At 65.8% G+C, this 21,846-nt stretch carries 25 protein-coding genes and 1 tRNA gene; 12 read left to right on the top strand and 14 right to left on the bottom strand.

Annotated features, from left to right (window positions below):
* Position 1 precedes the first annotated feature (1 nt).
* The 6 genes from MCIT9_RS03595 to MCIT9_RS03570 all read right to left on the bottom strand — a co-directional run bounded on the left by MCIT9_RS03595 (position 2) and on the right by MCIT9_RS03570 (position 3,078).
* A complete protein-coding gene (locus MCIT9_RS03595; RefSeq protein WP_317706051.1) occupies positions 2–487 on the bottom strand; it encodes a low molecular weight protein-tyrosine-phosphatase in 486 nt (161 codons plus the stop codon).
* A 24-nt stretch (positions 488–511) separates the two neighbouring features.
* Positions 512–1,276 (bottom strand): 3-deoxy-manno-octulosonate cytidylyltransferase, encoded by a 765-nt coding sequence (gene kdsB / locus MCIT9_RS03590; protein WP_317706050.1) that lies wholly within the window; start codon positions 1,274–1,276, stop codon positions 512–514.
* A complete protein-coding gene (locus MCIT9_RS03585) occupies positions 1,273–1,467 on the bottom strand; it encodes a Trm112 family protein (RefSeq protein ID WP_317706049.1) in 195 nt (64 codons plus the stop codon). Before MCIT9_RS03585 ends, kdsB begins: the two co-directional genes overlap by 4 nt.
* A gap of 4 nt (positions 1,468–1,471) precedes the next feature.
* Entirely contained in the window at positions 1,472–1,888 is a 417-nt protein-coding gene (locus tag MCIT9_RS03580; RefSeq protein ID WP_317706048.1) for an ExbD/TolR family protein, read from the bottom strand.
* Positions 1,885–2,514 (bottom strand): MotA/TolQ/ExbB proton channel family protein, encoded by a 630-nt coding sequence (locus tag MCIT9_RS03575; protein ID WP_317706047.1) that lies wholly within the window; start codon positions 2,512–2,514, stop codon positions 1,885–1,887. The genes MCIT9_RS03580 and MCIT9_RS03575 overlap by 4 nt, the downstream gene beginning before the upstream one ends.
* Positions 2,515–2,628: 114 nt before the next feature.
* Positions 2,629–3,078 carry a DUF1931 family protein gene (locus MCIT9_RS03570; protein WP_317706046.1) on the bottom strand — a complete coding sequence of 150 codons (450 nt, stop codon included), beginning with the start codon at positions 3,076–3,078 and terminating at the stop codon, positions 2,629–2,631.
* Positions 3,079–3,234: 156 nt separating this feature from the next.
* On the opposite strand from MCIT9_RS03570, the gene purE reads away from it, so the two are divergent.
* The 8 genes from purE to MCIT9_RS03530 are packed head-to-tail and all read left to right on the top strand — an operon-like array spanning position 3,235 to position 12,536.
* The gene (purE, locus tag MCIT9_RS03565) at positions 3,235–3,738 is read left to right on the top strand and encodes a 5-(carboxyamino)imidazole ribonucleotide mutase (protein WP_317706045.1); all 504 of its coding nucleotides are present in this window, start codon (positions 3,235–3,237) and stop codon (positions 3,736–3,738) included.
* Complete coding sequence (locus MCIT9_RS03560) at positions 3,735–4,814, top strand: 5-(carboxyamino)imidazole ribonucleotide synthase (RefSeq protein ID WP_317706044.1); 1,080 nt, start codon at positions 3,735–3,737, stop codon at positions 4,812–4,814. Before purE ends, MCIT9_RS03560 begins: the two co-directional genes overlap by 4 nt.
* A gap of 25 nt (positions 4,815–4,839) precedes the next feature.
* A complete protein-coding gene (locus MCIT9_RS03555; RefSeq protein ID WP_317706043.1) occupies positions 4,840–6,786 on the top strand; it encodes a GumC family protein in 1,947 nt (648 codons plus the stop codon).
* A 5-nt stretch (positions 6,787–6,791) separates the two neighbouring features.
* Positions 6,792–8,615, top strand: a complete 1,824-nt coding sequence (locus MCIT9_RS03550) for an ABC transporter ATP-binding protein (protein ID WP_317706042.1) — start codon at positions 6,792–6,794, stop codon at positions 8,613–8,615.
* Complete coding sequence (locus tag MCIT9_RS03545; RefSeq protein WP_317706041.1) at positions 8,612–9,448, top strand: PHP domain-containing protein; 837 nt, start codon at positions 8,612–8,614, stop codon at positions 9,446–9,448. The genes MCIT9_RS03550 and MCIT9_RS03545 overlap by 4 nt, the downstream gene beginning before the upstream one ends.
* A 25-nt stretch (positions 9,449–9,473) precedes the next feature.
* Complete coding sequence (locus MCIT9_RS03540; protein WP_317706040.1) at positions 9,474–10,892, top strand: glutamate-cysteine ligase family protein; 1,419 nt, start codon at positions 9,474–9,476, stop codon at positions 10,890–10,892.
* Entirely contained in the window at positions 10,880–11,902 is a 1,023-nt protein-coding gene (locus tag MCIT9_RS03535; protein WP_317706039.1) for a M14 family metallopeptidase, read from the top strand. Before MCIT9_RS03540 ends, MCIT9_RS03535 begins: the two co-directional genes overlap by 13 nt.
* Before the next feature lie 55 nt (positions 11,903–11,957).
* Positions 11,958–12,536, top strand: a complete 579-nt coding sequence (locus MCIT9_RS03530) for a putative metalloprotease CJM1_0395 family protein (protein ID WP_317706038.1) — start codon at positions 11,958–11,960, stop codon at positions 12,534–12,536.
* Here MCIT9_RS03530 and MCIT9_RS03525 read toward each other — a convergent pair.
* From MCIT9_RS03525 to ispB, 8 genes are all read right to left on the bottom strand, one after another.
* Entirely contained in the window at positions 12,527–13,078 is a 552-nt protein-coding gene (locus tag MCIT9_RS03525) for a hypothetical protein (protein WP_317706037.1), read from the bottom strand. The two genes, MCIT9_RS03530 and MCIT9_RS03525, sit on opposite strands and share 10 nt — an antisense overlap.
* 61 nt (positions 13,079–13,139) lie before the next feature.
* Positions 13,140–13,481, bottom strand: coding sequence for a DUF3147 family protein (locus MCIT9_RS03520; RefSeq protein WP_317706036.1), 342 nt, complete (start codon positions 13,479–13,481; stop codon positions 13,140–13,142).
* Complete coding sequence (locus tag MCIT9_RS03515; protein ID WP_317706035.1) at positions 13,450–14,589, bottom strand: PepSY-associated TM helix domain-containing protein; 1,140 nt, start codon at positions 14,587–14,589, stop codon at positions 13,450–13,452. The genes MCIT9_RS03520 and MCIT9_RS03515 overlap by 32 nt, the downstream gene beginning before the upstream one ends.
* The gene (locus MCIT9_RS03510) at positions 14,561–15,181 is read right to left on the bottom strand and encodes a hypothetical protein (protein WP_317706034.1); all 621 of its coding nucleotides are present in this window, start codon (positions 15,179–15,181) and stop codon (positions 14,561–14,563) included. The genes MCIT9_RS03515 and MCIT9_RS03510 overlap by 29 nt, the downstream gene beginning before the upstream one ends.
* Positions 15,178–15,558, bottom strand: coding sequence for a copper resistance CopC family protein (locus tag MCIT9_RS03505; protein ID WP_317706033.1), 381 nt, complete (start codon positions 15,556–15,558; stop codon positions 15,178–15,180). Before MCIT9_RS03505 ends, MCIT9_RS03510 begins: the two co-directional genes overlap by 4 nt.
* 74 nt (positions 15,559–15,632) lie before the next feature.
* Positions 15,633–17,690, bottom strand: a complete 2,058-nt coding sequence (locus tag MCIT9_RS03500; protein ID WP_317706032.1) for a TonB-dependent receptor — start codon at positions 17,688–17,690, stop codon at positions 15,633–15,635.
* Between the two features lie 89 nt (positions 17,691–17,779).
* Positions 17,780–17,856 (bottom strand) — tRNA-Pro (locus MCIT9_RS03495).
* Positions 17,857–17,869: 13 nt separating this feature from the next.
* Positions 17,870–18,880: an octaprenyl diphosphate synthase gene (gene ispB / locus MCIT9_RS03490; RefSeq protein ID WP_317706031.1), complete on the bottom strand. Its 1,011-nt coding sequence runs from the start codon at positions 18,878–18,880 to the stop codon at positions 17,870–17,872.
* Between the two features lie 143 nt (positions 18,881–19,023).
* Between ispB and rplU the strand changes: the two genes are divergently transcribed.
* From rplU to proB, 4 genes are all read left to right on the top strand, one after another.
* Positions 19,024–19,332, top strand: a complete 309-nt coding sequence (gene rplU / locus MCIT9_RS03485; protein ID WP_317706030.1) for a 50S ribosomal protein L21 — start codon at positions 19,024–19,026, stop codon at positions 19,330–19,332.
* An 18-nt stretch (positions 19,333–19,350) separates the two neighbouring features.
* The gene (rpmA, locus tag MCIT9_RS03480) at positions 19,351–19,608 is read left to right on the top strand and encodes a 50S ribosomal protein L27 (protein ID WP_286293456.1); all 258 of its coding nucleotides are present in this window, start codon (positions 19,351–19,353) and stop codon (positions 19,606–19,608) included.
* Positions 19,609–19,673: 65 nt separating this feature from the next.
* Positions 19,674–20,714 carry an Obg family GTPase CgtA gene (cgtA, locus tag MCIT9_RS03475; RefSeq protein ID WP_317706029.1) on the top strand — a complete coding sequence of 347 codons (1,041 nt, stop codon included), beginning with the start codon at positions 19,674–19,676 and terminating at the stop codon, positions 20,712–20,714.
* Entirely contained in the window at positions 20,680–21,804 is a 1,125-nt protein-coding gene (proB, locus tag MCIT9_RS03470) for a glutamate 5-kinase (RefSeq protein ID WP_317706028.1), read from the top strand. The genes cgtA and proB overlap by 35 nt, the downstream gene beginning before the upstream one ends.
* Positions 21,805–21,846 lie beyond the last annotated feature (42 nt).

Below are 21,846 nucleotides of genomic sequence, written 5' to 3'. Positions count from 1 at the left end.
GTCAGGGCGCCTGTCGCTGACGGCGTTCCTGTAAATGGGCGAGCAGACCTTCGCAGGCGTCTTCGATCATGTCGAGGACGCGGTCGAAGCCCGGTTCGGTGCCGTAGTAGGGATCGGGAAGGTTGCGGGTCTTGAGGTGGGGGGCATAGTCGAGGAGATAGCCCAGTTTGTGCTGATATTTGCGGGCGCTGGTGAACAGCAGGGTGTCGTAGTTCTGCTCGTCCATCACCAGGACCAGGTCGAATTCCTCGAAATCCCCCGGCTCCACCTGGCGGGCGCGCAGGTGGGAGATGTCGATGCCGCGCTCGCGGGCGGCGCGGATGGCGCGCTCGTCCGGTGCCTTGCCCAGGTGATAGGCGTGGGTGCCGGCGGAATCGATCATGACCTGATCGGCCAGTTCCTCCCGTTCCAGCAGTTTCTGGAACACCCCTTCGGCCATGGGGGAACGGCAGATGTTGCCCATGCACACGAACAGGATACGAATCATGACGCTTACCTCGAAATGGTGGTTTCAGCCCTGGCGCTGCCGCAGCACATGGTCCACCCTTTCCAGATCCTCGCGGGTGTCCACGCCCGGTTCCGGCGCATGTTCCACGCTCAGCACGACGATGCGCTCACCGTGCCACAGGATGCGCAATTGTTCAAGCGCCTCGGCCTGCTCCAGCGGTGCCGGCGGCCAGTGCACGTAGCGGTGCAGCAGCCCGACCCGGTAAGCATAGACGCCGATGTGACGCCAGTAGCAGGCGGCTGCGAGATCGGGGCGGTCGGTGGCGAAGGATTCGCGATGCCAGGGAATGGGGGCACGGCTGAAATAGAGGGCGTAGCCGGCCTGGTCCATGACCACCTTGACGGCGTTGGGATTGAAGATCTCGGTCTCGCTCGCCGGCGCCGCCAGGGTGGCGACCATGGCGTCCGGATGTTCATCCAGGTCGCAGGCCAGGCGGTTGACCAGGCGCGGGTCCAACAGCGGCTCGTCCCCCTGCCAGTTGACCACGATGGTGTCGTCGTCCCAGCCTTTGAGGCGGGCGGTCTCCTCGATCCTTTCGGTGCCGCTGGTGTGGGACGGGCAGGTCAGGACCGCCTCCACGCCGGCGCCGCGGGCGGCCTCGGCGATACGGGCATCGTCGGTGGCGACCACCACCTCGTCGGCGTCGGCCTTGAGCGCTTGGCGGCAGACGTGGGCGATCATCGGCTCGCCGGCCAGGTGCAGCAGGGGTTTGTCGGGCAGGCGCGAGGAGGCGGCGCGGGCGGGGATGACGATCTTGAAGCCGGTCATCGGTCCTTGAGACGGTCGTATTCCTCCAGGCTCAGCTTGCGGGCCTCCTCTTCGAGCATCACCGGGATATCGTCGCGTATCGGATAGGCCAGCCGGTCGGCCTTGCAGATCAGCTCCTCGGTCTCGGCGGCGTAGATCAGTTTGCCCTTGCAGACCGGGCAGACCAGGATGTCCAGGAGTCTCTTGTCCATCGGTTCACTCTTGGGTGGTTTCGGTGGCGAAGGAGATGTGGCTCAGGCCCAGCTGGCGGGCGGCGTCGAGCACCCGGATCACCGCCTGATGGGGAGTGCGCTTGTCGGCGACGATGACCACAACCGGCCGCACGCCCTGTTGCAGCGCCCGCTGCATGGCCCTTTTCAGGGTCTCCAGGCGGGTGTTGACCAGTTCGTGCTCGCCGATGTAGTAATGGCCGGCGGCGTCGATGACCACCTCCAGCGGTTTCTGCCGGGGGCTTTGGACCGCGCTTTTGGCCTGGGGCAGTTCGAGCTTGAGCTGGGCCTGGCGCTCGAAGGTGGTGGTGACCATGAAGAAGATCAGCAGCAGGAACACCACGTCGATCATCGGCGTCAGGCTCAGTTCGAGGCGCTCGCGCCGGGTGGTGCGGAAGTTCATTCCCCTTTCGGCTCCTCGTGGTCGGTTTCGCTGTACATAATGTCGATGAAGCGCAGGGCCTCGTTTTCCATTTTCAGCACCAGATCCTGCACCTTGGCCTGAAAGTGGCGGTAGAAGATCAGGCTGGGGATCGCCACCGACAATCCGGCGGCGGTGGTGATGAGGGCTTCGGAAATGCCGCCGGCGAGCACCTTGGGGTCGCCGACGCCGACGGCGGTGATGGCGCTGAAGACCTTGATCATCCCCATCACCGTGCCCAGCAGGCCCAGCAGCGGGGTGACCGAGGCGATGGTGCCGAGCAGATCGAGGAAACGCTCCAGCTCGTGGGCCACCTGACGGCCGACGTCCTCGATCGCCTCCTTCATCACCTCGCGCCCGTAGCGGTAGTTGCTCAGGCCGGCGGCCAGAATCGCCCCCAGCGGGGAGCTGGTCTGCAGTTGCCGGATGTGGTTCGCGTCCAGCTCTCCCTGGCGGAACATGCGCCAGACCTGGGTGACCAGGTGCGGCGGGATGATGCGGGTAGTCCGAAGGCTCCAGAAGCGTTCGCAGACGATGGCGGTCGCCAGCACGGAACAGGCCAGGATCGGCCACATGAGCCAGCCGCCCGCTTCGATGATTTCCAACACGCTCGGATCTCCTCGGGAAAAACCGGTTAATTGTAACCCAGTCTCGGCCGGCAGGCAGGCGGCAAAAAGCCCGCACGGAGGCGGGCTTTGCCGATGGGATGATCCGGCTGCGGCTTACAGCAGCAGACTGAAGATGTCGGCGACCCGGTTCCAGTGCTCGGTCTGGGGATTTTTCAGCGTCGGGTCGACGATCTTGAAGGTCTTGGCCATGGCGTAGGTCAGGCCGCCGACGATTTCCGGCAGTTTGGCTTCCACGTCCTCACCGTAAGCCAGTTCCAGCGGCGGCAGCTTGGCTAGCTGGTCCAGGATCGGCTGCAGCTCCAGGGCCAGGTCCAGCTTGCGGAACTGGTGGATGCTTTCCTGCAACCCCTTGGTGATCGGCAGGTCGTGCACCAGGATGACGTCGCGGCCGTTGGCCTTGGCGGTGGCCACGCCCATCAACAGCAGGTCGTGCAGTTTCTGGTTGATGAAGTCCGACAGGCGCTTGAGGTCGTTCTTGTCCACGTCCAGGGACGCGGCTTCACGGAAAAAGCGCTCGAACTGGCTGATGCCCATGATACTCATCAGTTGGATCTCCTTGGTTCTTTCAGAGTTGGCTACACGACAAATCTGGGGTCGGCCGGCCGTTTCTCAAGAGCGGCGAACCGGGAACTGCCGCCGGAACGGCTGAATTTTGTCATAATAACATCGCCGCAACCATTCAGCGTGACAAAAATTTTCATGACTACCCAACCTCTCGTCGGCGTGATCATGGGTTCCCAATCCGACTGGGACACCATGCACCACGCCACCGATATGCTGGAGCAGCTCGAGGTCCCCTTCGAGGTGCGCATCGTCTCCGCCCACCGTACCCCGGATCTGCTGTTCGAATACGCCGGCAGCGCCAGGGAGCGCGGCCTTCGGGTCATCATCGCCGGCGCCGGCGGGGCTGCCCACCTGCCGGGCATGGCGGCGGCCAAGACCACCCTGCCGGTGCTCGGGGTGCCGGTGCAGTCGCGCACCCTCAACGGCCTGGACTCGCTGCTGTCCATCGTGCAAATGCCGGCCGGGGTTCCGGTCGGCACCCTGGCCATCGGCCGCGCCGGGGCGGTCAACGCCGCGTTGCTGGCGGCGGCGATCCTGGCCCCGGAATACCCGGGGATCGACGCCGCGCTCGTTGCCTACCGCCAGCGCCAGACCGAAACCGTGCTGGCCCATCCCGATCCCCGCGAGGTAGCCTCATGAAGATCGGCATCATCGGCGGCGGCCAGCTGGCGCGGATGCTGATTCTAGCCGGTTACCCCCTGGGGCTGGATTTCGCCGTCCTCGACCCGGCCCCGGATGCCTGCGCCGGCCCCCTGGCCGAACACCTGGTCGCCCCCTATGACGATCCGGAGGCGCTGGCGCGGCTGGCCGACACCTGCCAAGTCATCACCTACGAGTTTGAGAACGTGTCCCTGGAAGGGCTGAGCAGGCTGCAGGACCGCACCCGCATCTATCCACCGCTGGCGGCTCTGGAAGCCAGCCGCGACCGCCTGCGGGAAAAATCGCTGTTTCGCAGCCTCGACATTCCCACCCCGCCCTTCGTCGCCATCGACAGCCGGGAGAATCTGGAGGAGGCGCCCAAGCAGCTGGGCTGGCCGTTCCTGGTCAAGACCCGCCGTTTCGGCTACGACGGCAAGGGGCAGTTTCTGATCCGCACCGCCGCCGACATGGATGCCGCCTGGGCCGAGCTGGCAGGCCGGCCGCTGATCGGCGAGGGCTTCATTCCCTTCGACCGCGAGGTTTCGGTCATCGCCGTGCGCCGCGCCAGCGGCGAGACAGCCTTCTATCCCCTCAGCGAGAACCTCCACAAGAACGGCATTCTTCATCTCGCCCGCTGCCGCCCGGGCGATCCCGCCGCGGTGCAGGCACAGGAATATGCCCGCTGCCTGCTTGAACGTCTCGATTATGTCGGGGTCTTAGCTCTGGAGCTGTTCGAGGTGAACGGCCGCCTGCTGGCCAACGAGATGGCGCCCAGGGTGCACAACTCCGGTCACTGGACCATCGAGGGGGCGGAAACCAGCCAGTTCGAAAACCACCTGCGCGCCATCCTCGACCTGCCCTTGGGCGGCACCGAGCCGGTGGGACATGCGGCGATAGTGAATTTCATCGGCGTGCTGCCGGCGCTGGCCGACGTGCTGGCGCAACCGGGTGTCCACTGCCATTTCTATGGCAAGGCCGAGCGCCCGGGGCGCAAGGTCGGTCACGCCACAGTGCGGGCGGCCTCGGCCAAGGCCCTGGAGGCGCGCCTGCACCACCTGTTGGCCCTGTTACCCTAGATCATCAGCCGAACGAGGTGAGACGATGGCACAGATCCCCGTGGAACGAATTTCCGGGCCGGAACCGGCCCCGCCCGCCAGCGTCCCGCCTCTGCCCTGGTACCGGCAGCGCCGGGTCCAGGTGTTCACCGCCGTCGCCGCCGCGACCCTGTTGCTGGGCTGGCTGGTCGTGTTTCTGCGCCCGGCGATCTATCAGGCCGGCGCCACCCTGCTGACCACTCCGCCGCCGGCGGCCGATGCCAACGAGATCGTCGTCGATCCCCAGCACATCGCCATCCAGCGGGTCCTGCTTACCGGCCAGCCGCTGCTGGAGGAAACCCTCAAACGGCTGGAATGGGATGGCCGCCTGCCGCCGGGCCTGACCCCGGCGGCGGTCAGGGAGATGCTGCGGGTGGAACCGGTGCCCGACACCAATCTGGTGCGCCTGATCGCCGAAGGCCCGGACCGCGACCTGCTCGCCCCCCTGGTCAACACCTGGGTCGAAGTCTACCGGGAGGCGCGGGCGCGGGAGATCGAGGCTTCCACCGGCGCCACCCTGCGGGCGCTGCGCGAACGGCTGGCGGCGCTTCAGGGCAAAATCGCCGCCCGCCGCAAGGCCCTGGAGGATTTCCGTCAGCGTTACGACATCGCTTCCCTGGAGCGCGGGGAAAACACCGTGCTCGCCCGTCTCAACGGTCTGACCGAGGCCCTCAACAAGGCCAACGAGGCGGTGATCGAGGCCAGGTCGCGGCTGGATGCGGTAAAAGCGGCGGTCGCCGCCGGCAAGCCCGTGGTCCCCGAGGAAGACCAGCAGGTGCTGGCGGTGCTGGAGCAGCGGGCCCAGGCGCTGCGGGAAAAGTTGACCGCCATGAAGCAGCGTTTCACCCCCCAGTACATCCGCCTCAATCCTGCCTACCGCAAGGTGCCGCAGCAGCTGCGGGAGGTGGAGGCCAAGATCGCGGCGCTGGTGGAACGGGGGCGCCGGGTGGTGCTGGCCCAGGCGCAGCAGGATTACGCCGCCGCCCTCCAGACGGTGGAAGAAACCCGGCGCCAGCTGGAGGCGCACAAACGCCAGGCGCAGGAATTCAGCACCCGCTTCGCCGAGCACGAGTCGCTGGTGAAGGACCTGGAACAGCTGGAAGAACAGCAGCGCGAGCTCCAGGCCCGCATCACCCAGCTGGAGGTCAAGCAGCTGGAACAGTATCCCCAGGTGGAGGTGGTCGAAAAGGCCTACACGCCGGAAAGCCCCATCCGGCCCCATTACTGGCGTGATGCCGGGGTGGTGGTGCTGCTCGCCTTCGGGCTGGGACTGGTGGCGGTCTGGCTGCTGGAATTCCTGACCCGGCGGGAGGCACGGCTGCCGGACACCCGGCTGACCCTCGCGGGGGTGCACGTTTATGCCGATCCCGGTCAGGCTCCCCTGTTTTCCCGACCGCCGCCGGCCGAAGCTCTGAGGACGGAAACGGTGCCGGAAAGGCTGCCTTCCCAGCCGCAGGAGCTCGATACCGGGACGCTGCAACGCCTGATCGACCACGCCGACCTGAAGACCCGCCAGACCATCGCCCTGCTTCTTAGCGGCCTGACCCCGGAAGAGCTGACCCGCCTGGAAACCACGGATGTGGATCTGGCCCATGCGCGTCTGCTGGTCCCGCCCCCGCACCGGCGCTCCCTGCCCCTGGCTCCGCGGTTGAAGACCTGGCTGGCGGCCAGCGGGGGGACGCCCCTGGTGCCCGGCGATCCGGAAGCGGTCCGCAAATCGCTCTATCTGGCCGCGGTCGAAGCCGGACTGGAAGATCCGGAAAGCGTAACCCCGGAAGCGCTTCGTCATGCTTACATCGTCCATCTGCTTCGCCAGGGATTGAAACTGACTCAGCTGGAAGCCCTCGTCGGTCCCCTGCCACTGGAGGAACTGAGCCGTTACCGGCCGCTCGCCATCGCGGCGGACAAAGACGTGGACCAGATCGACCCGGTTTATCCCTGTCTGCGCCCTTGAAGCCCATGTCCCGCACCGCCGCCCTGCCGCCGCGCCGCTACGACTGGCGCACCCTGATCCGCCTGAGCCTGCGTCACCGGCGCAAGCTGCTCCTGGCCCAGGCGGTGGCGCTGCTGGCGGCCCTGGCGGCGGTGCCGGTGCCGCTGCTGATCCCGACCCTGGTGGACGAGGTCCTGCTGGGACATCCGGGACCGGTGACCGCTTTCATCGACCGCTGGCTGCCGCCGCCGGCGGCGTTCCCCTGGGACCGGGCTCTGTGGTACATCGGCGCGGTGCTGGTGCTGTCGTTCCTGCTGCGGCTGGCGGCCCTGGGCTTCAACGTCTGGCAGACGCGCCAGTTCACCGAGATTTCCAAGGACGTCACCTACCGGCTGCGCACCGATCTGCTCAAGCGCCTGGAACGGGTGTCGATGGCGGAATACGAGTCCCTCGGCAGCGGCACCGTGGTCACCCACCTGGTCACCGATGTCGACACCCTGGACCAGTTTCTCGGCGCCACCATCAGCCGTTCCCTCATCGCCGCCCTCACCATCGTCGGCACCGCGGCGATCCTGCTGTGGATCCACTGGCCCCTGGCCCTGTTCATCCTCTGTCTCAACCCCCTGGTGATCTATTTCACCCGCGCCCTGGGAAAACGGGTCAAGCAGCTCAAGAAGCAGGAAAACGGCGCTCTGGAGGCGTTCCAGCAGGCCCTGACCGAAACCCTGGACGCCATCCAGCAGATCCGCGCCAGCAACCGCGAGCGCTATTACTTCGAGCGCCTGCGCGATCGCGCCGACCAGGTGCGCCACCGCGCCGGCCAGTACGCCTGGAAGAGCGACGCTCTCAACCGCTTCAGCTTCGTGGTCTTCCTCCACGGCGTGGATCTGTTCCGCGCCACCGCCATGACCATGGTGCTGTTCTCCGATCTCAGCATCGGCCAGATGCTGGCGGTGTTCGGTTACCTGTGGTTCATGATGGGGCCGGTGCAGGAACTGCTCGGCATCCAGTACGCCTTCTACAGCGCCCAGGCGGCGCTGGCGCGGATCAACCGCCTGCTGGCGTTGCGCCAGGAGCCGCGTTACCCGCATCAGGTCAATCCCTTCCGCGGCAAGCCCACGGTGTCCATCCGGGTCGAGGATCTGCACTTCCGCTACGACCGGGGGGACGAAGTCCTCAAGGGCGTGAGCCTCGACGTCGGCGCGGGTGAAAAGATCGCCCTGGTGGGCGCCAGCGGCGGCGGCAAGTCCACCCTGGTGCAGGTGCTCATCGGCCTCTACGCGCCGACACGGGGGATGGTCTATTACGACGGCGAGCCCATCACCCGCATCGGCATGGAAGTGGTGCGCGAACACGTGGCCACGGTGCTGCAGCAGCCGGTGCTGTTCAACGACACCATCCGCGCCAACCTGACCCTGGGCCGCGATCTGGACGACCGCCGCCTGTGGCAGGCCCTGGAGACCGCCCAGCTGGCCGACACCGTCGCCGCCCTGCCCGCCGGCCTGGACACCGTCATCGGCCGCAGCGGCATGCGTCTTTCCGGAGGACAGCGCCAGCGCCTCGCCATCGCCCGGATGATCCTGGCCGAACCCAAGGTGGTGATCTTCGACGAGGCCACCTCGGCGCTGGACACCGAAACCGAGCAGCGCCTCCACGAAGCGCTGTCCCGCTTCCTGGCGCGCCGCACCACGGTGATCGTCGCCCACCGCCTCAGCGCCGTGAAACAGGCCGACCGGGTCTACGTGTTCGAGGACGGCCGCATCTGCGAACAGGGCGGCCATGCCGATCTCCTGGCCCAGGGCGGCCTTTACGCCAGGCTGTACGGCAAACGCCAGCAGGCCTTGCCATGACCTCGGCGTTCGATCTCCACTGTCATTCCAGTGCCTCCGACGGTGCCCTGTCCCCGGCCCGGGTGGTGAGGCGGGCGGCGGAGAACGGCGTGCGTCATCTGGCCCTTACCGACCACGACAGCGTCGCCGGCATTGCGAGCGCCCGCCGCGCCGCCGAGGTGCTCGGTGTCCGCCTGATCGCCGGGGTGGAAATCTCCGTCACCTGGGAGAAGCGCTGCTTCCACATTCTCGGTCTGGGCGTCGATCCCGCCAATGAAACCCTGTGTCGGGGGTTGGCCGGCCTGCAGCGGATCCGCCGCGAGCGGGCGGCGGCGATGGCCGAGAATCTGGCCAGACACGGCATCGAGGGCAGTCTGGCGGCGGTGGAGGAAATGGCCGGTGAGGGCATGATCACCCGCACCCACTTCGCCCGCTTTCTGGTGGCCCGGGATTATGCCGCTTCGGTGGCCGAGGTCTTCGACCGCTATCTGGTGCGGGGCAAACCCGGTTACGTCGCCACCCGCTGGGCCGGGCTGGAAGAGGCCCTGGAATGGATCCGCGCCGCCGGCGGCGTCGCGGTGCTGGCCCATCCGCTGCGCTATCAGCTCACCGCCAGCTGGCTGCGGCGCTTTCTGTCGGCGTTCCAGTCCGCCGGCGGGGTGGGAATCGAGGTGGTCAACGGCAACAGCACCCCCAACCAGATCGCCACCTGCGCCGATTACGCCCGCCGTTACCGTCTGGCCGGGTCGGTGGGGTCCGATTTCCACGATCCGGCCTTTCCCTGGATCGATCTCGGGCGGCTGGAGCCGCTGCCGCCGGGCGTCGAGCCGGTGTGGAACGCCTTCAACCTGTAACCTTCGGCCGAGGAGATCGCTCAACTTGGGTCAGGAAATCGAACGTATCCGCTTCATGCCGGCGGATTTCGAGTGCTTCCGCCGCCGGGTCGCCGAAGAAACCCGCCTGCTGCGGGTGCTGGAGGACGAAGACCGTCTTTCCGGACGCGAGCCGGTGGGCGGCTTCGAAATCGAGGCCTGGCTGGTGGACCGCCGGTTGCGCCCGGCGCCGGACAACGTCCGCTATCTTAAGGCCCTGGCCGATCCCCTGGCCTCGGCGGAGCTGGCGCGCTTCAACGTCGAGCTCAACAATCAGCCCCGTCCGTTGCGTGAGGACGCTTTGCGCCGCTTCCATCACGAGCTGACGCAGCTGTGGCGCCGGGCCGATGCCTGCGCCCGCCGCCTCGACCTGGCGCTGCTGATGATCGGCATTCTGCCCACGCTGCGGCAGGCCGATCTCAGCCTGGCCAACCTGTCGCCGCTGAACCGCTATCTGGCGCTCAACGAGCAGATTCTGAAACAGCGGGGCGGCCAGCCGCTGCAGCTGGACATCCACGGCCTCGAACATCTCAAGTGCCTGCATCACGACGTCATGCTGGAGTCAGCCGCCACCTCGTTCCAGATTCATCTGCAGGCCCCCCGGGGGCGGGCGGTGGCCCTTTACAACGCATCGATCGTCGCCTCGGCGGCGACGGTGGCGGCCGGGGCCAATTCGCCGTTCCTGTTCGGCCGCGATCTGTGGGCCGAAACCCGCATCCCCCTGTTCGAGCAAGCCATCGAAGTGGGCGGTTACGGGGCGGCGGTGCGCGGCCCCCTGCGCCGGGTCGGCTTCGGCAGCGGCTACGCCCGCCGCCAGCTGAGCGAGGTGTTCGAGGAGAACCTGCGGCATTTTCCGCCGCTGCTGCCGATCTGCTTCGACACCCCGCCGGAGAAGCTGGCCCATCTGCGCCTGCACAACGGCACCATCTGGCGCTGGAACCGCCCGCTGGTGGGGTTCGACGCCGACGGCACCCCCCATTTCCGCATCGAGCACCGGGTGCTGCCCGCCGGCCCGACCCTGGTGGACATGATCGCCAACGCGGCGCTGTACTACGGGCTGGCCGAGTCCCTCAGCCACGAAAAGCCCCTGCCCTTCGCCGTCGCCCGGGACAATTTCTACCGCGCCGCCAAACACGGCTGGGACACGCGGGTGACCTGGACCGGGGGCCAGCGCTGGCACCTGTCCAGACTGCTGCGTGACGAGCTGATTCCGCGGGCGCGGGAGGGACTGCAGCGGCTGGGGATATGCCGCCGTGACCGCGAATTCTATCTCGACATCGTGCGCCAGCGGGTGCTGGCCGACCAGAACGGCGCCCTGTGGCAGCGCCGCTTCGCCGCCGCCCACGGGCGGGACTTCACCGCTCTGACGGCAGCCTATCTTCATCATCAACGCCAAGGAGACCCTGTCCATACATGGCCGATCTGACCCTGCATCAAATCGACTGCGTTCCCGAAGGTCTGCTCGACATCGAGGCCCGCGACCTGCACACCCTGCTGCCGGGCCCCACCCTGCTGCATCTGCCGGGCCGCGAGACGCGCCCCCTGTTCGTTTCCGTCCTGTTGCACGGCAACGAGGTGACCGGGCTGCAGGCGGTTCAGCGCCTCCTGCGCAAATACCGGGCTGCGCCGCTGCCGCGCTCCCTGTCGGTGTTCTTCGGCAATGTCGCCGCTGCGGCGGCGGGAATGCGGCGGCTCGATGGCCAGCCGGACTACAACCGGGTCTGGCCGGGAACCGACCACCCTGACTGCCCGGAGGTGCGGCTGATGCGGCAGGTGTGGGAGATCATGCGCCGGCGCCGGGTGTTCGCCAGTATCGACGTCCACAACAACACCGGCCGCAATCCCCACTACGCCTGCGTCAATAAACTGGAGCGGCCGTTCCTCCACCTGGCGGCGCTGTTCGGTCACCTGGTGGTGTATTTCCTGCGGCCCCGCGGGGTGCAGTCGCTGGCCTTCGCCGAACTGTGCCCGGCGGTGACCCTGGAATGCGGCAGGCCCGGGGTGGAACGCGGCGCGGTCCATGCCGCCGACTTCATCGACACCTGCCTGCATCTGCGCCAGGTTCCCGACAAACCCATCGGCCGCGGCGCCATCGACCTGTTCCACACCGTGGCCCAGGTCAGGATTCCCGACGACATCCGCTTCAGTTTTCACGACGAGAGCGCCGATCTGGTGCTGCGCGGCGACCTGGACCACCTCAACTTCACCAAGCTGCCGCCCGGCGTTGCCTGGGGCGAGGTGCACACCGAGCGGATGCCGGTGCAGGTGGTGGACGAGGAAGGCCGGGAGGTGACGGGGCGCTATTTCGCGGTGGAAGACAGTAGGCTGATCCAGTGCCAGCGGGTGATGCCGTCGATGCTGACCCTGGACGCGCGTGTCATCCGTCAGGACTGCCTGTGCTATCTGATGGAGCGTCTGGACGAGACTGATCCCTAAAGGATCCGGGGCGGCGGCCGCTAACGGCAAAGAGGCGGTTTCTACGGTGACGGGTATGCAGGTTCATTCCACCTCCCCGGCGTTTCTTCCCCACGTTCAGGTGGCCGGTGCGGATGCGGCGGCGGGCCGTGACGCCGAAAGCGAGGGCAAACCCAAGAGTGGTACGGAAAACCGCCTGCAGCTGGACCAGGCTCAGCTGCGGCAGGTGGAACAACTGCGCCAGCGCGACCGGGAAGTGCGGGCCCATGAAATGGCCCATCTGGCCGCCGCCGGTTCCTACGCCCTGGGCGGGCCGACGTTCGAGTACCAGGTGGGACCGGACGGCCGGCGCTATGCCATCGGCGGTCATGTCAACATCGACACCTCCCCGGTTCCCGGCGATCCCGAGGCGACCTTGCGCAAGGCGGAAACCATCCGCCGCGCCGCCCTCGCTCCCGGCGATCCCTCGCCCCAGGACCGCAGCGTCGCCGCCGCCGCGGCGGCGATGGCGATGAAGGCACAGATCGAGATCCAGCAGCGTCAGGATGGCGGCAACAATCCCCTGCGCCGGAACGTAGGGCAGGAAGCGGGCATCAGCGCCTACGGCTACGTTCGGGTTGCCGAAGCGTCGCTGGGGCTGGATCTTTACGGCTGACGGCTGTCCCTGACGCGGGGTTCTCGGTGGACTTTGATCAGCTCGAAGCGATCCAGGGCGATATAGTTGGAACCGATGTGCTGGTCATAGTAGCCCCGCGCCAGGGGATCGCCATCAACCACCTTGAGCCTGGCTTTGCCGTCGGCGGTGAGATCGACGATTTCGGCGATCAGTTTGTAGCGCTTTTTTTCCACCTTGATCTCGAAGGCCACCTTGTCGCCGATTTTGTAGGTCGTCCCTCCGACCTCGACCTCCGTGGCCGGCTGATAAGGCTCCAGAAACATCGGCTTCCAGAGATAGGGGGTGCACAGGATCGGTTGGGTGTCCTTGTCGAACTTGACCTCGTAACCGGTGGCCCGCACCCGTTTGATCCAGCCGCGCAGGTAGTTGTCCTGACAGCGGGCCAGCACCTTGTCCTTCTCTTGGTATTGCGCCTCCTCGCCGGAGAACAGGGCCCAGCCGACGATCACAGCCAGCCCAATGCCGCCGCCGATCAACCAGTGCTGCAGGGGCCGGTCCCACAGTTGTTTCGTTTCGCTCATCGCAGCGCTCCTCCAAAAATTCGCTTTTTCTTAAGGAAAATAGGGTTTTCGGCGGGGGAAATCAACCGCCACGGCGCAACCATACCACCATCAGTCCGTAGCCGGCGACGGTGACGGCGATGGCGATGGCCAGGCTGAGATAGAAATGCAGTCCCCGCTGCAACAGCAGCGGGAGGATCGCGAACAGCAGCAGGGACGGCAGCACCAGCCACAAGATGTCGCGGGCGAAGGCGGCGATCTGGGCCACGTCGTGCTGCTCGTGGTACATCCAGATCATCGCCAGTACCGAAACCAGCGGGATCGACGCCAGCACCGCACCGATCAGTGGGCTGCGCTTGGCTGCTTCGCTGGCGGCGGTGATGATGAGGGCGTTAATGACGGTTTTGGCGAGCAGATAGAGCACGGTGTCGTCTCCTGAGTCGGTGCCGCAGCCACAGCCACAGACCGGTGCAGGCCAGCAGCAGCGGCAGCAGGCCGGTGAGAGCCAGCAACGGCAGGGTTTCGGGCGGGACGGCTGCGCCGCTGTGAAGCGGGAACATCCAGCGCAGCAGCGTCTCCCGCCAGGTGGGCGGTGGCGCAATCCGGCCAGCAAGGCGGGCGTGCCAGGGATCGATCCAGACTTTGTCCCAGCTCGGCGGCGCGTCGTAGTCCCCCTGGCGGTGAAACTCCAGCAGCCAGGGATCGGTTTCGCTGCGCGGCGGCGACAGGGCCCGCAGTTCCAGGCGTGGATGGCGGCGGACGATGCGGGTCACCAGGGTGTCGATGTCCAGCGGTGCGGTGTCCGCCGGCTCCAGGACAGGCGGGCGTGGCTCGCTGACTATGGCCGGATACAGCGCCGGCAGCCAGGCGTGGGGGATGGCGAGATAGAGCCCGGTGAGGGTGCTGAACAGCAGCAGCGGGCTGCCCAGGGCCCCCAGCCAGCGGTGGCTGCCGGCCAGATCCAGGGGCAGGCGGCGGCGGGTCGGCCACCACAGGAACAGGCCGGTGGCGATGAGGATCGCCAGAACCGCCCCCAGGGCGGCGCTGAGCAGCTTTCCTTCCTCCAGCAGCCAGGTGGAATGGAAGCGGTACAACCACCCTTCGAACCAGTCCCTGTCCTTCTCGAAGGCACGCAGGACCTCGGCACGGTACGGATCGATCCAGACGATCACCTCCCCTTCCGGGCCTTCGAAGGGGTCGTCGCTGACATAGGTGGCCTTGGCCGGCTCGCCGGCTTGCGTGGGCAGCACCAGCCGCCAGGCGCCGGAGTCGGGGGGATACAAGGTGAAAGCGGCGTCGAGCAGGCGTCCCAAAGGCGCGGGCTGCTCCCTGATCTGAATCCGGGTCTGGGGATGCAGCAGCCGGTACAGCGGGTCGCGATAGACCAAGAGGCTGCCGCTCAGCCCCAGCAGCACCAGTAGCAGGGCGGTGCCCAGGGCGAGCCAGCGGTGCAGGCGGAAAGCCCACCGCCGGCCGGTGATCAGCCAGCGGTGGCTGTGGGATTTACGCCTGTGTGGCCTTGCGGGCGCCACGGAAATGGGAAATGAAGAAGATCACCATAGTGAAGAACACCACGATGGCGGCTGCCGCAGCGTATTTGATGAAGGGAATATGCGCCCAGGGTGAGGTCAGGGCCACGGTCAGAGGAATCCGCATGATGTCCTCCTCCAGCGCGTCCTCGCCGCCGAACTGGATGATCAGGGCGTAGTGTCCCTGCTTGTCGAAATCCACCCGCAGGTCGGCGACCCCCTGGGGATACAGTTTGGGCGGAACTTCCTTGATCACCCGTGTGACCTGCGACTTGCCTTCCTCGCCAGCGCCCGGTTTTTCCTCCACCACTTTCATGCTGATGGGCATCTCCCGCACGTCGCGGTCGATGAAGTCCATGCCGAGATAGGTGGTGCCGGTGCGCGGCAGCTCATGACAGTAGGGACGGAAGGCCTCCTTGCGCTCGGCGTCGGTTTCAGGCTTCTTGGCCGGGGGCTGGAAGGCCGAGAAGTGGACGATGTAGAAGTCGGTGGTCACCATGCAGGCGCGTCCCTTCATGTTGGGGGCGGCTTGTCCGGGAAGGGAGAAACCGGCGACCAGCAGCGCCAGCAGGGTGATGAAAATGCGCAGATTCATTGGTCATCCTCGACGACGGTGAACTGGAAACGGCCCGTGATGATGTGGGTGTCGGCGGACTGGACCCGGTAGCGGACCAGATATTTGCCCGGCTGGAGCGGTTCCTTGAAGCTCGCCCGCACGATGCTGGGATCGGTGAAATCCCGGTCGGCGTCCTTGGCGTCCACCCGCTTCTTGCGGCTGCGGTCGATCACTGCCAGCGCCAGGTAACGCTCACCGACGCCGGCGTCGAAGCGCAGCCAGATCTCCTTGGGCGCCTCGCTCACCTTGATGACCGATTTCGGAGCCGGATTGGCCTCTACCAGGATGGCGTGGGCTTGGGCCCACAGCGGCAGTAAGGCCGCCAGCCAGAACAGCAACAATCGCCTCGTAGCCATAAAAATCCCCTTAGATTCGAATCGCAGGATTGGATTGTCCGTGCGGAGGTTAGTTCCGGCTCCGATCCATCACCTCAGAAGAACAACTGCACCGTGCCGCGGAACTGCCGTGGCATGAACGGATGGAAGTGATAGTCCTCTACCCCCTGTGCGGGTTCGCCGGGCAGGCGGGAGGCATAGTAGTACTGGATCTCGGAGTCATCGCTGTCGGTCAGGTTGAGAATGTCGAGAGACACCCGCAGCCGGTCGCGCCAGCGCCAGCCGACCCCCATGTTGACGATGGTGGAACTGTCGGCATCGTGGGTGCCGCTTTCCTCCAGGGGCATGGCACCGAAGTGACGTACCCGAATGGAACCGAAGGCGCCGGTGGGATGATCGACGGTGATGCCGCCGGTGATGACGCGGCCGACGGAGTTGGGGACATTGTTGGCGTGGCTGCCGGCGTTGAGGAAGCGGGCCCGGGTCAGGGCCATGTCGAAGTCCAGGGTGAGCCAGTCGAGGGGCTTGTAGGTGTTGCTCAGCTCGATGCCGTAGCGCTTGCTCTCCCCGCTGGGCTCGGTGGTGCCGGCGTCACCCACGAACACCAGCTCCGAATCCAGTCGCAGCTGCCACAGCGCCAGGGTGGTGCTGAGGTTGGGAATCCAGTAGGTGCGAAGGCCGGCCTCGAAGCCGCGCGAACCGACGATGGGATCGACCGGCCGGACCGGTGCGCCGCTTTGGGGATCGACCTTGGTGACGGTACCGCGGGCGTCGTTGCTGTGGAAGCCGAAACCGTAGTTGAAATACAGTTCGGTGTCGTACCACGGCCCCAGGACGATGCCGAACTTAGGACTGATCTTGTAATCGGAGGTGTCGCCGCTGTTGGCGTCGATGAAGCGGTCCTGGACGTCGAAGAAGAAAATGTCGCCCCGCAGGCCGGCGATGGTGCGGACCTTCTCGTGCCAGCGGGTGTTGTTCTCCAGGAACAGGCCCACGTGGGTTTCGTTGACTTCGTCGATGCGGACCGGATTGATGATGCGGCGCCGCTGGGTGTGGTACAGGGCGACCTTGGGAATGAAGTCCTGGCGCACCTGGGCGCCGAGCTTGAAGCCGGCGTCGATGCCGTGGAACACCCAGTGCCAATGATGGCTCAGCTTGCCGCCGAGGACGAAACGGCGGTCCTTCTGGAAGATCTGGTCGCCGTGGACCGGATCGTCGAGAAAGTAGGTGAAATTGGAATACAGCCGCAGGTCGGAATAATAGGTGTACAGGGTCAGGCGGGTCTGGCCCCAGCGGGAATCGTTCCAGCCGTTGAAGGTGAGACCGAAGCGATGCACCTGGGCGCCATCACTGGGATCGATGGTCCCCAGACGGGAGATCAGGCCCTGCTGGACAGCGCGTTCCGGGATGTGGTCGGTGGAAGTCCAGTCATTGAAGTAGGCGTTGGCGCTGATGTCGAAGCCGCGGCCGATGCCTTCCCAGGAATATTTCAAAAAGCCCTTGTAACGCTGCATGTCCATGGGTGTGTCCCAAGGACCGTCGAAGAAGCCGATTTCAGTCGCCCCCAGCAGGGTCCCCTGGCCGATATCGATGGAGTCGGCGACCACGGTGCGGAAGTATTTGTCGCTGCCGAAGGTCTGTTTCAAGAAGCCTCTTTCCAACCGGTTGGCGGTGTGGAATTTGGCGTAGCCGGCGGAGGCGAAGTCGCCGATTTCGGAATAATAGGGCCCCTTGCCGTATTCGATGTAATCGATCAGCTCCGGGATCATGAAGTTGAGATCCAGCCACCCCTGCCCGTGTCCGTGGGTCGGCAGGTTGAGGGGGACGCCGTCGAGAAAGCCGGCGAAATCGGTGCCGTGGTCCAGGTTGAAACCACGCAGGAAATACTGGTTGGCCTTGCCTTCGCCGCTGTGCTGGGTCGCCACCATGCCGGGGACCACTTCCACCAGCTCCCCCACCCGCATCCAGGGGCGGAACTCGAATTCCGGCCGGCCGACGAAACCCTCGGACGCCGAAGAGGTCATCCCAAGCACGTTGCTGGCGCGGCTGACCACCTCGACGGTTTCCAGCTGCAGTTCATCGGCGGACGGAGCGAGCGAGACGGCAAGCAGGCCGGCGCAGGAAAGCAGCAGCGAGCCTTTTCTTGTAATCATGGGACGCGACTCCAATCGGGGATCGAACCAAAAGCCGCGATTATAGCAACGGGGAAACCGCGTTTGAAGTGGAGAAATAGGGCGGGAAATGGTCGGGGTGACTGGATTTGAACCAGCGACTTCCGCCTCCCGAAGACGGCGCTCTACCAAGCTGAGCTACACCCCGAATCTGGTCGGATTCAGTAAGACCGTTGCACCGAAAATTCGGCCACGGCAACCATCGCCTCCTTGAAGGGAGAGGCGGCGATGGGTGCCAGCGCCGCGATCGCGTTGCGCGCCTCGTCTCTGGCACGCATTTCAGTGTACGCGATTGCGCCGGTGGATTCAACGATTTTGTAGACCTCGGCGAATGCGTCGCGGTTCCCTTCCTCGATGCTGCGGCGGATGAGGCCGGCATCGTCCGCCCCGGCCTGCTGCATGGCGTAGATCAGCGGCAGGGTCGGCTTGCCTTCGGCCAGGTCGTCGCCCAGGTTCTTGCCCAGGCTATCCGGATCGGCGCGGTAATCGAGGGCGTCGTCGATGAGCTGGAACGCCGCGCCCAGATGCATACCGTAGCGGCGCAGGGCCTCCTCGGTGGCGGCGTCGCTGCCGGCGATGACCGCGGCCAGCTGGGCGGCGGCGCTGAACAGAATGGCGGTCTTGCGCCAGATCACCTCCAGATAGCGCTGCTCGCTGGTGGCCGAATTGTTGACGTTGAGCAGCTGCAGGACCTCACCCTCGGCGATGGCGGTGGTGGTCTTCGACATCACCTCCATCACCCGCATCCGTTGCAGCCGCACCATCATTTCAAAGGCGCTGGAATAGAGATAGTCGCCTACCAGCACGCTGGCGGCGTTGCCCCACACCGCGTTGGCGGTGTCGCGGCCGCGGCGCAGCTCGGATTCGTCCACCACGTCGTCGTGCAGCAGGGTGGCGGTGTGGATGAACTCGATGACCGCCGCCAGGGTGATGTGGTCCTCCCCTTCGTAGCCGAGGGCGTTGGCCGCGAGCAGATGCAGCAGCGGCCGCAGACGCTTGCCGCCGCTGCTGACGATGTAACGGCCGATCTGATTGATGAGCACCACGTCGGAACTGAGCTCCGCCAGAATCAGCCGGTCGACGGCCTCGACCTGGTCGGCGACCAGGGCACGGACCTGCTCGAAAGTTTGCTGCGGGGAGGCGGACGTGTTCTCGGAAACCGTGTCCGTCATTGCGGAAAAAACCGTGCTGCGATGGTCGGATGAGTCCCGGAATAATACAACAGGACTTTACCCTTGACCAAATTTAATCACGGCTATAAAATTCCCAGTTTACGTTGGAAGATTGCAACGGCTTGCCAAGGGAGCAGATAGCCATGTACGCGGTAATCAAAACAGGCGGCAAACAGTACAAAGTCAGCGCCGGCGACAAGCTCAGGATCGAGAAGCTGAACGCGGCCGAAGGCGACACGGTGGCGTTCGACAAGGTTCTGCTGGTGCGCGCCGACGACCGGGTCGAAACCGGCAAACCTTACGTGGAAGGCCGCAAGGTGGTCGCCCGGGTGATCGCCCACGGTCGCCACAAGAAGATCAACATTCTCAAGTTCAAGCGGCGCAAGCACCACATGAAGCGCCAGGGTCATCGGCAGTATTATACCGAAGTCGAGATCACCGACATTTCCTGATTTTCAGCGGAGGCAACCATGGCTCACAAGAAAGCGGGCGGCAGCAGCCGCAACGGCCGCGATTCGATTTCCAAGCGCCTCGGCGTGAAACGTTTCGGCGGCCAGCAGGTCAAAGCAGGCAACATCATCGTGCGCCAGCGCGGCACCCATTTCCACCCGGGCGAGAACGTCGGCCTGGGCAAGGATTACACCCTGTTCGCGCTGACCGATGGTAAAGTGGTCTTTCAGGTCAAAGGGCCGAAGAAGCGCAAGTTCGTCAGCGTCATGCCTGCCTGACGGCGCCACCCCCAAGCGAATCCCAAGGCCCTGTCATCGACGGGGCTTTTTTATTTGATGAACCCATGAAATTTGTCGACGAAGCGGAAATCAAGGTCGAAGCGGGCGACGGCGGCAACGGCTGCGTCAGCTTCCGGCGCGAGAAGTACATCCCCAAAGGCGGCCCCGACGGCGGCGACGGCGGGGATGGCGGGGACGTGTACCTGGTCGCCAGCGACAGCATCAACACCCTGGTCGATTTCCGCCACCAGCGTCTGTTCCGGGCCGGCCGGGGTGAGAACGGCATGGGACGGCAGATGACCGGCAAGCGCGGCGAGGACTGCCGCATTCCGGTGCCGGTGGGGACCCTGGTGTACGACGCCGACACCGGCGAGCTTATCGGCGATCTCACCGCGGCCGGTCAAACCCTGTTGGTGGCCAGGGGCGGCCGCCGCGGGCTCGGCAACGTCCATTTCAAAAGCAGCACCAACCGCACCCCGCGCCAGTCCACCCCGGGAACGCCGGGGGAGCAGCGGCGCCTGAAGCTGGAGCTGAAACTGCTCGCCGATGTCGGCCTGCTGGGGCTGCCCAATGCCGGCAAGTCCAGCCTGATCCGCCGGATTTCCTCGGCCCGCCCCAAGGTGGCCGACTATCCCTTCACCACCCTCCATCCCAATCTGGGGGTGGTGAAGGTGGATGCGCTGCGGCATTTCGTGGTCGCCGACATCCCCGGCGTCATCGAGGGGGCGGCTGAAGGCGCGGGTCTGGGGATCCAGTTCCTCAGGCATCTGGGCCGGACCCGGCTGTTGCTCCACGTGGTGGACATCGCCCCCTTCGACGGCCACGACCCTGCCGAGGACGTGCGCCAGATCGAAACCGAAATCCGGTGCTGGAGCGACGCACTGGCGCACAAGCCCCGTTGGCTGGTGCTCAACAAGATCGACCTGGTGCCGGCCGACGAGGTCGAATCCCGCCGCCGCGCCCTGGTCGAGTCGCTGGCTTGGGAAGGGCCGGTGTGCGCGATTTCCGCGGTCGACGGCCGCGGCACCCGCGAGCTGGTGCAGGCGGTGATGAACTTTCTCGGAGAGGCCGATGCGCAGCCGCAAAGCGCTTCATCGGGCCAATAAGATCATCGTCAAGATCGGCAGCTCGCTGCTGACCGCCGGCGGCCAGGGGCTCGATCACGCCGCCCTGACCCACTGGGCCGACCAGATCGCCGCGCTCTGGGACGAGGGTCGTCAGACCCTGCTGGTGTCCTCCGGGGCGGTGGCCGAGGGGATGGCGCGACTGGGCTGGCGCCGCCGGCCGCAGCAGCTCAACCTGCTCCAGGCCGCCGCCGCCGTGGGCCAGGCGGGACTGGTGCAGGCCTACGAATCCCAGTTCCAACGCCACGGCCGCCGCAGTGCCCAGATCCTGCTGACCCACGAGGATCTCGGCCACCGTCAGCGTTACCTCAACGCCCGCAGCACCCTTGCCACGCTGCTGGAATACGGCGTGGTGCCCATCGTCAACGAGAATGACACCGTGGTCATCGACGAGATCCGCTTCGGTGACAACGACACCCTGGCGGCCCTGGTGGCCAATCTGATCGAGGCCGAGCTGCTGGTGATTCTCACCGACCAGCCGGGGCTGTTCGACCGCGATCCCCGCGATGATCCGGAGGCCCGCCTGATCGCGGAGGCTTCGGTCAACGATCCGGTGCTCGACCAAGCGGCTGGGGAAAGCCGCAGCGGCCTGGGGCGCGGCGGGATGATCACCAAGATCCGCGCCGCCCGCCTGGCGGCGCGCTCCGGTACGGCGACGGTGATCGCCGACGGCAAGACCCCGAACGTGCTGCAGCGGCTCCTGGCCGGGGAGCCGTTGGGCACCTTTTTGATCCCCGACTGCGAACCGCTCGATGCCCGCAAGCGCTGGCTGGTGGGACAGCGTCAGCTTAAGGGAAAATTGTGGCTGGACGCCGGTGCGGTGACGGCGCTGCAGACGCAGGGAAAAAGCCTGCTGCCGGTCGGGGTGAAACGGCTGGAAGGGGATTTCCGCCGCGGTGACGTAGTGGCCTGTCTCGATCCGGAGGGGCGGGAGATCGCCCGCGGGTTGGTCAATTATGCCGCCGAGGAGGTGCGCCGGATCCAGGGGTGCTCCAGCCGGCATATCGCCGAGGTGCTCGGTTACGTGGACGAGCCGGAGCTCATCCACCGCGATAATCTGGTGCTGCTCTAGGCAATACGAAACCACCGCAGCGCCTGACGCTGCGGTGGTTGA

The sequence above is a fragment of the Methylomarinovum caldicuralii genome (assembly GCF_033126985.1).
Taxonomy (GTDB): domain Bacteria; phylum Pseudomonadota; class Gammaproteobacteria; order Methylococcales; family Methylothermaceae; genus Methylohalobius; species Methylohalobius caldicuralii.
The sequence above is the reverse complement of the archived record's forward strand: the minus strand, read 5'-3'. Positions and strand labels throughout refer to the sequence as shown.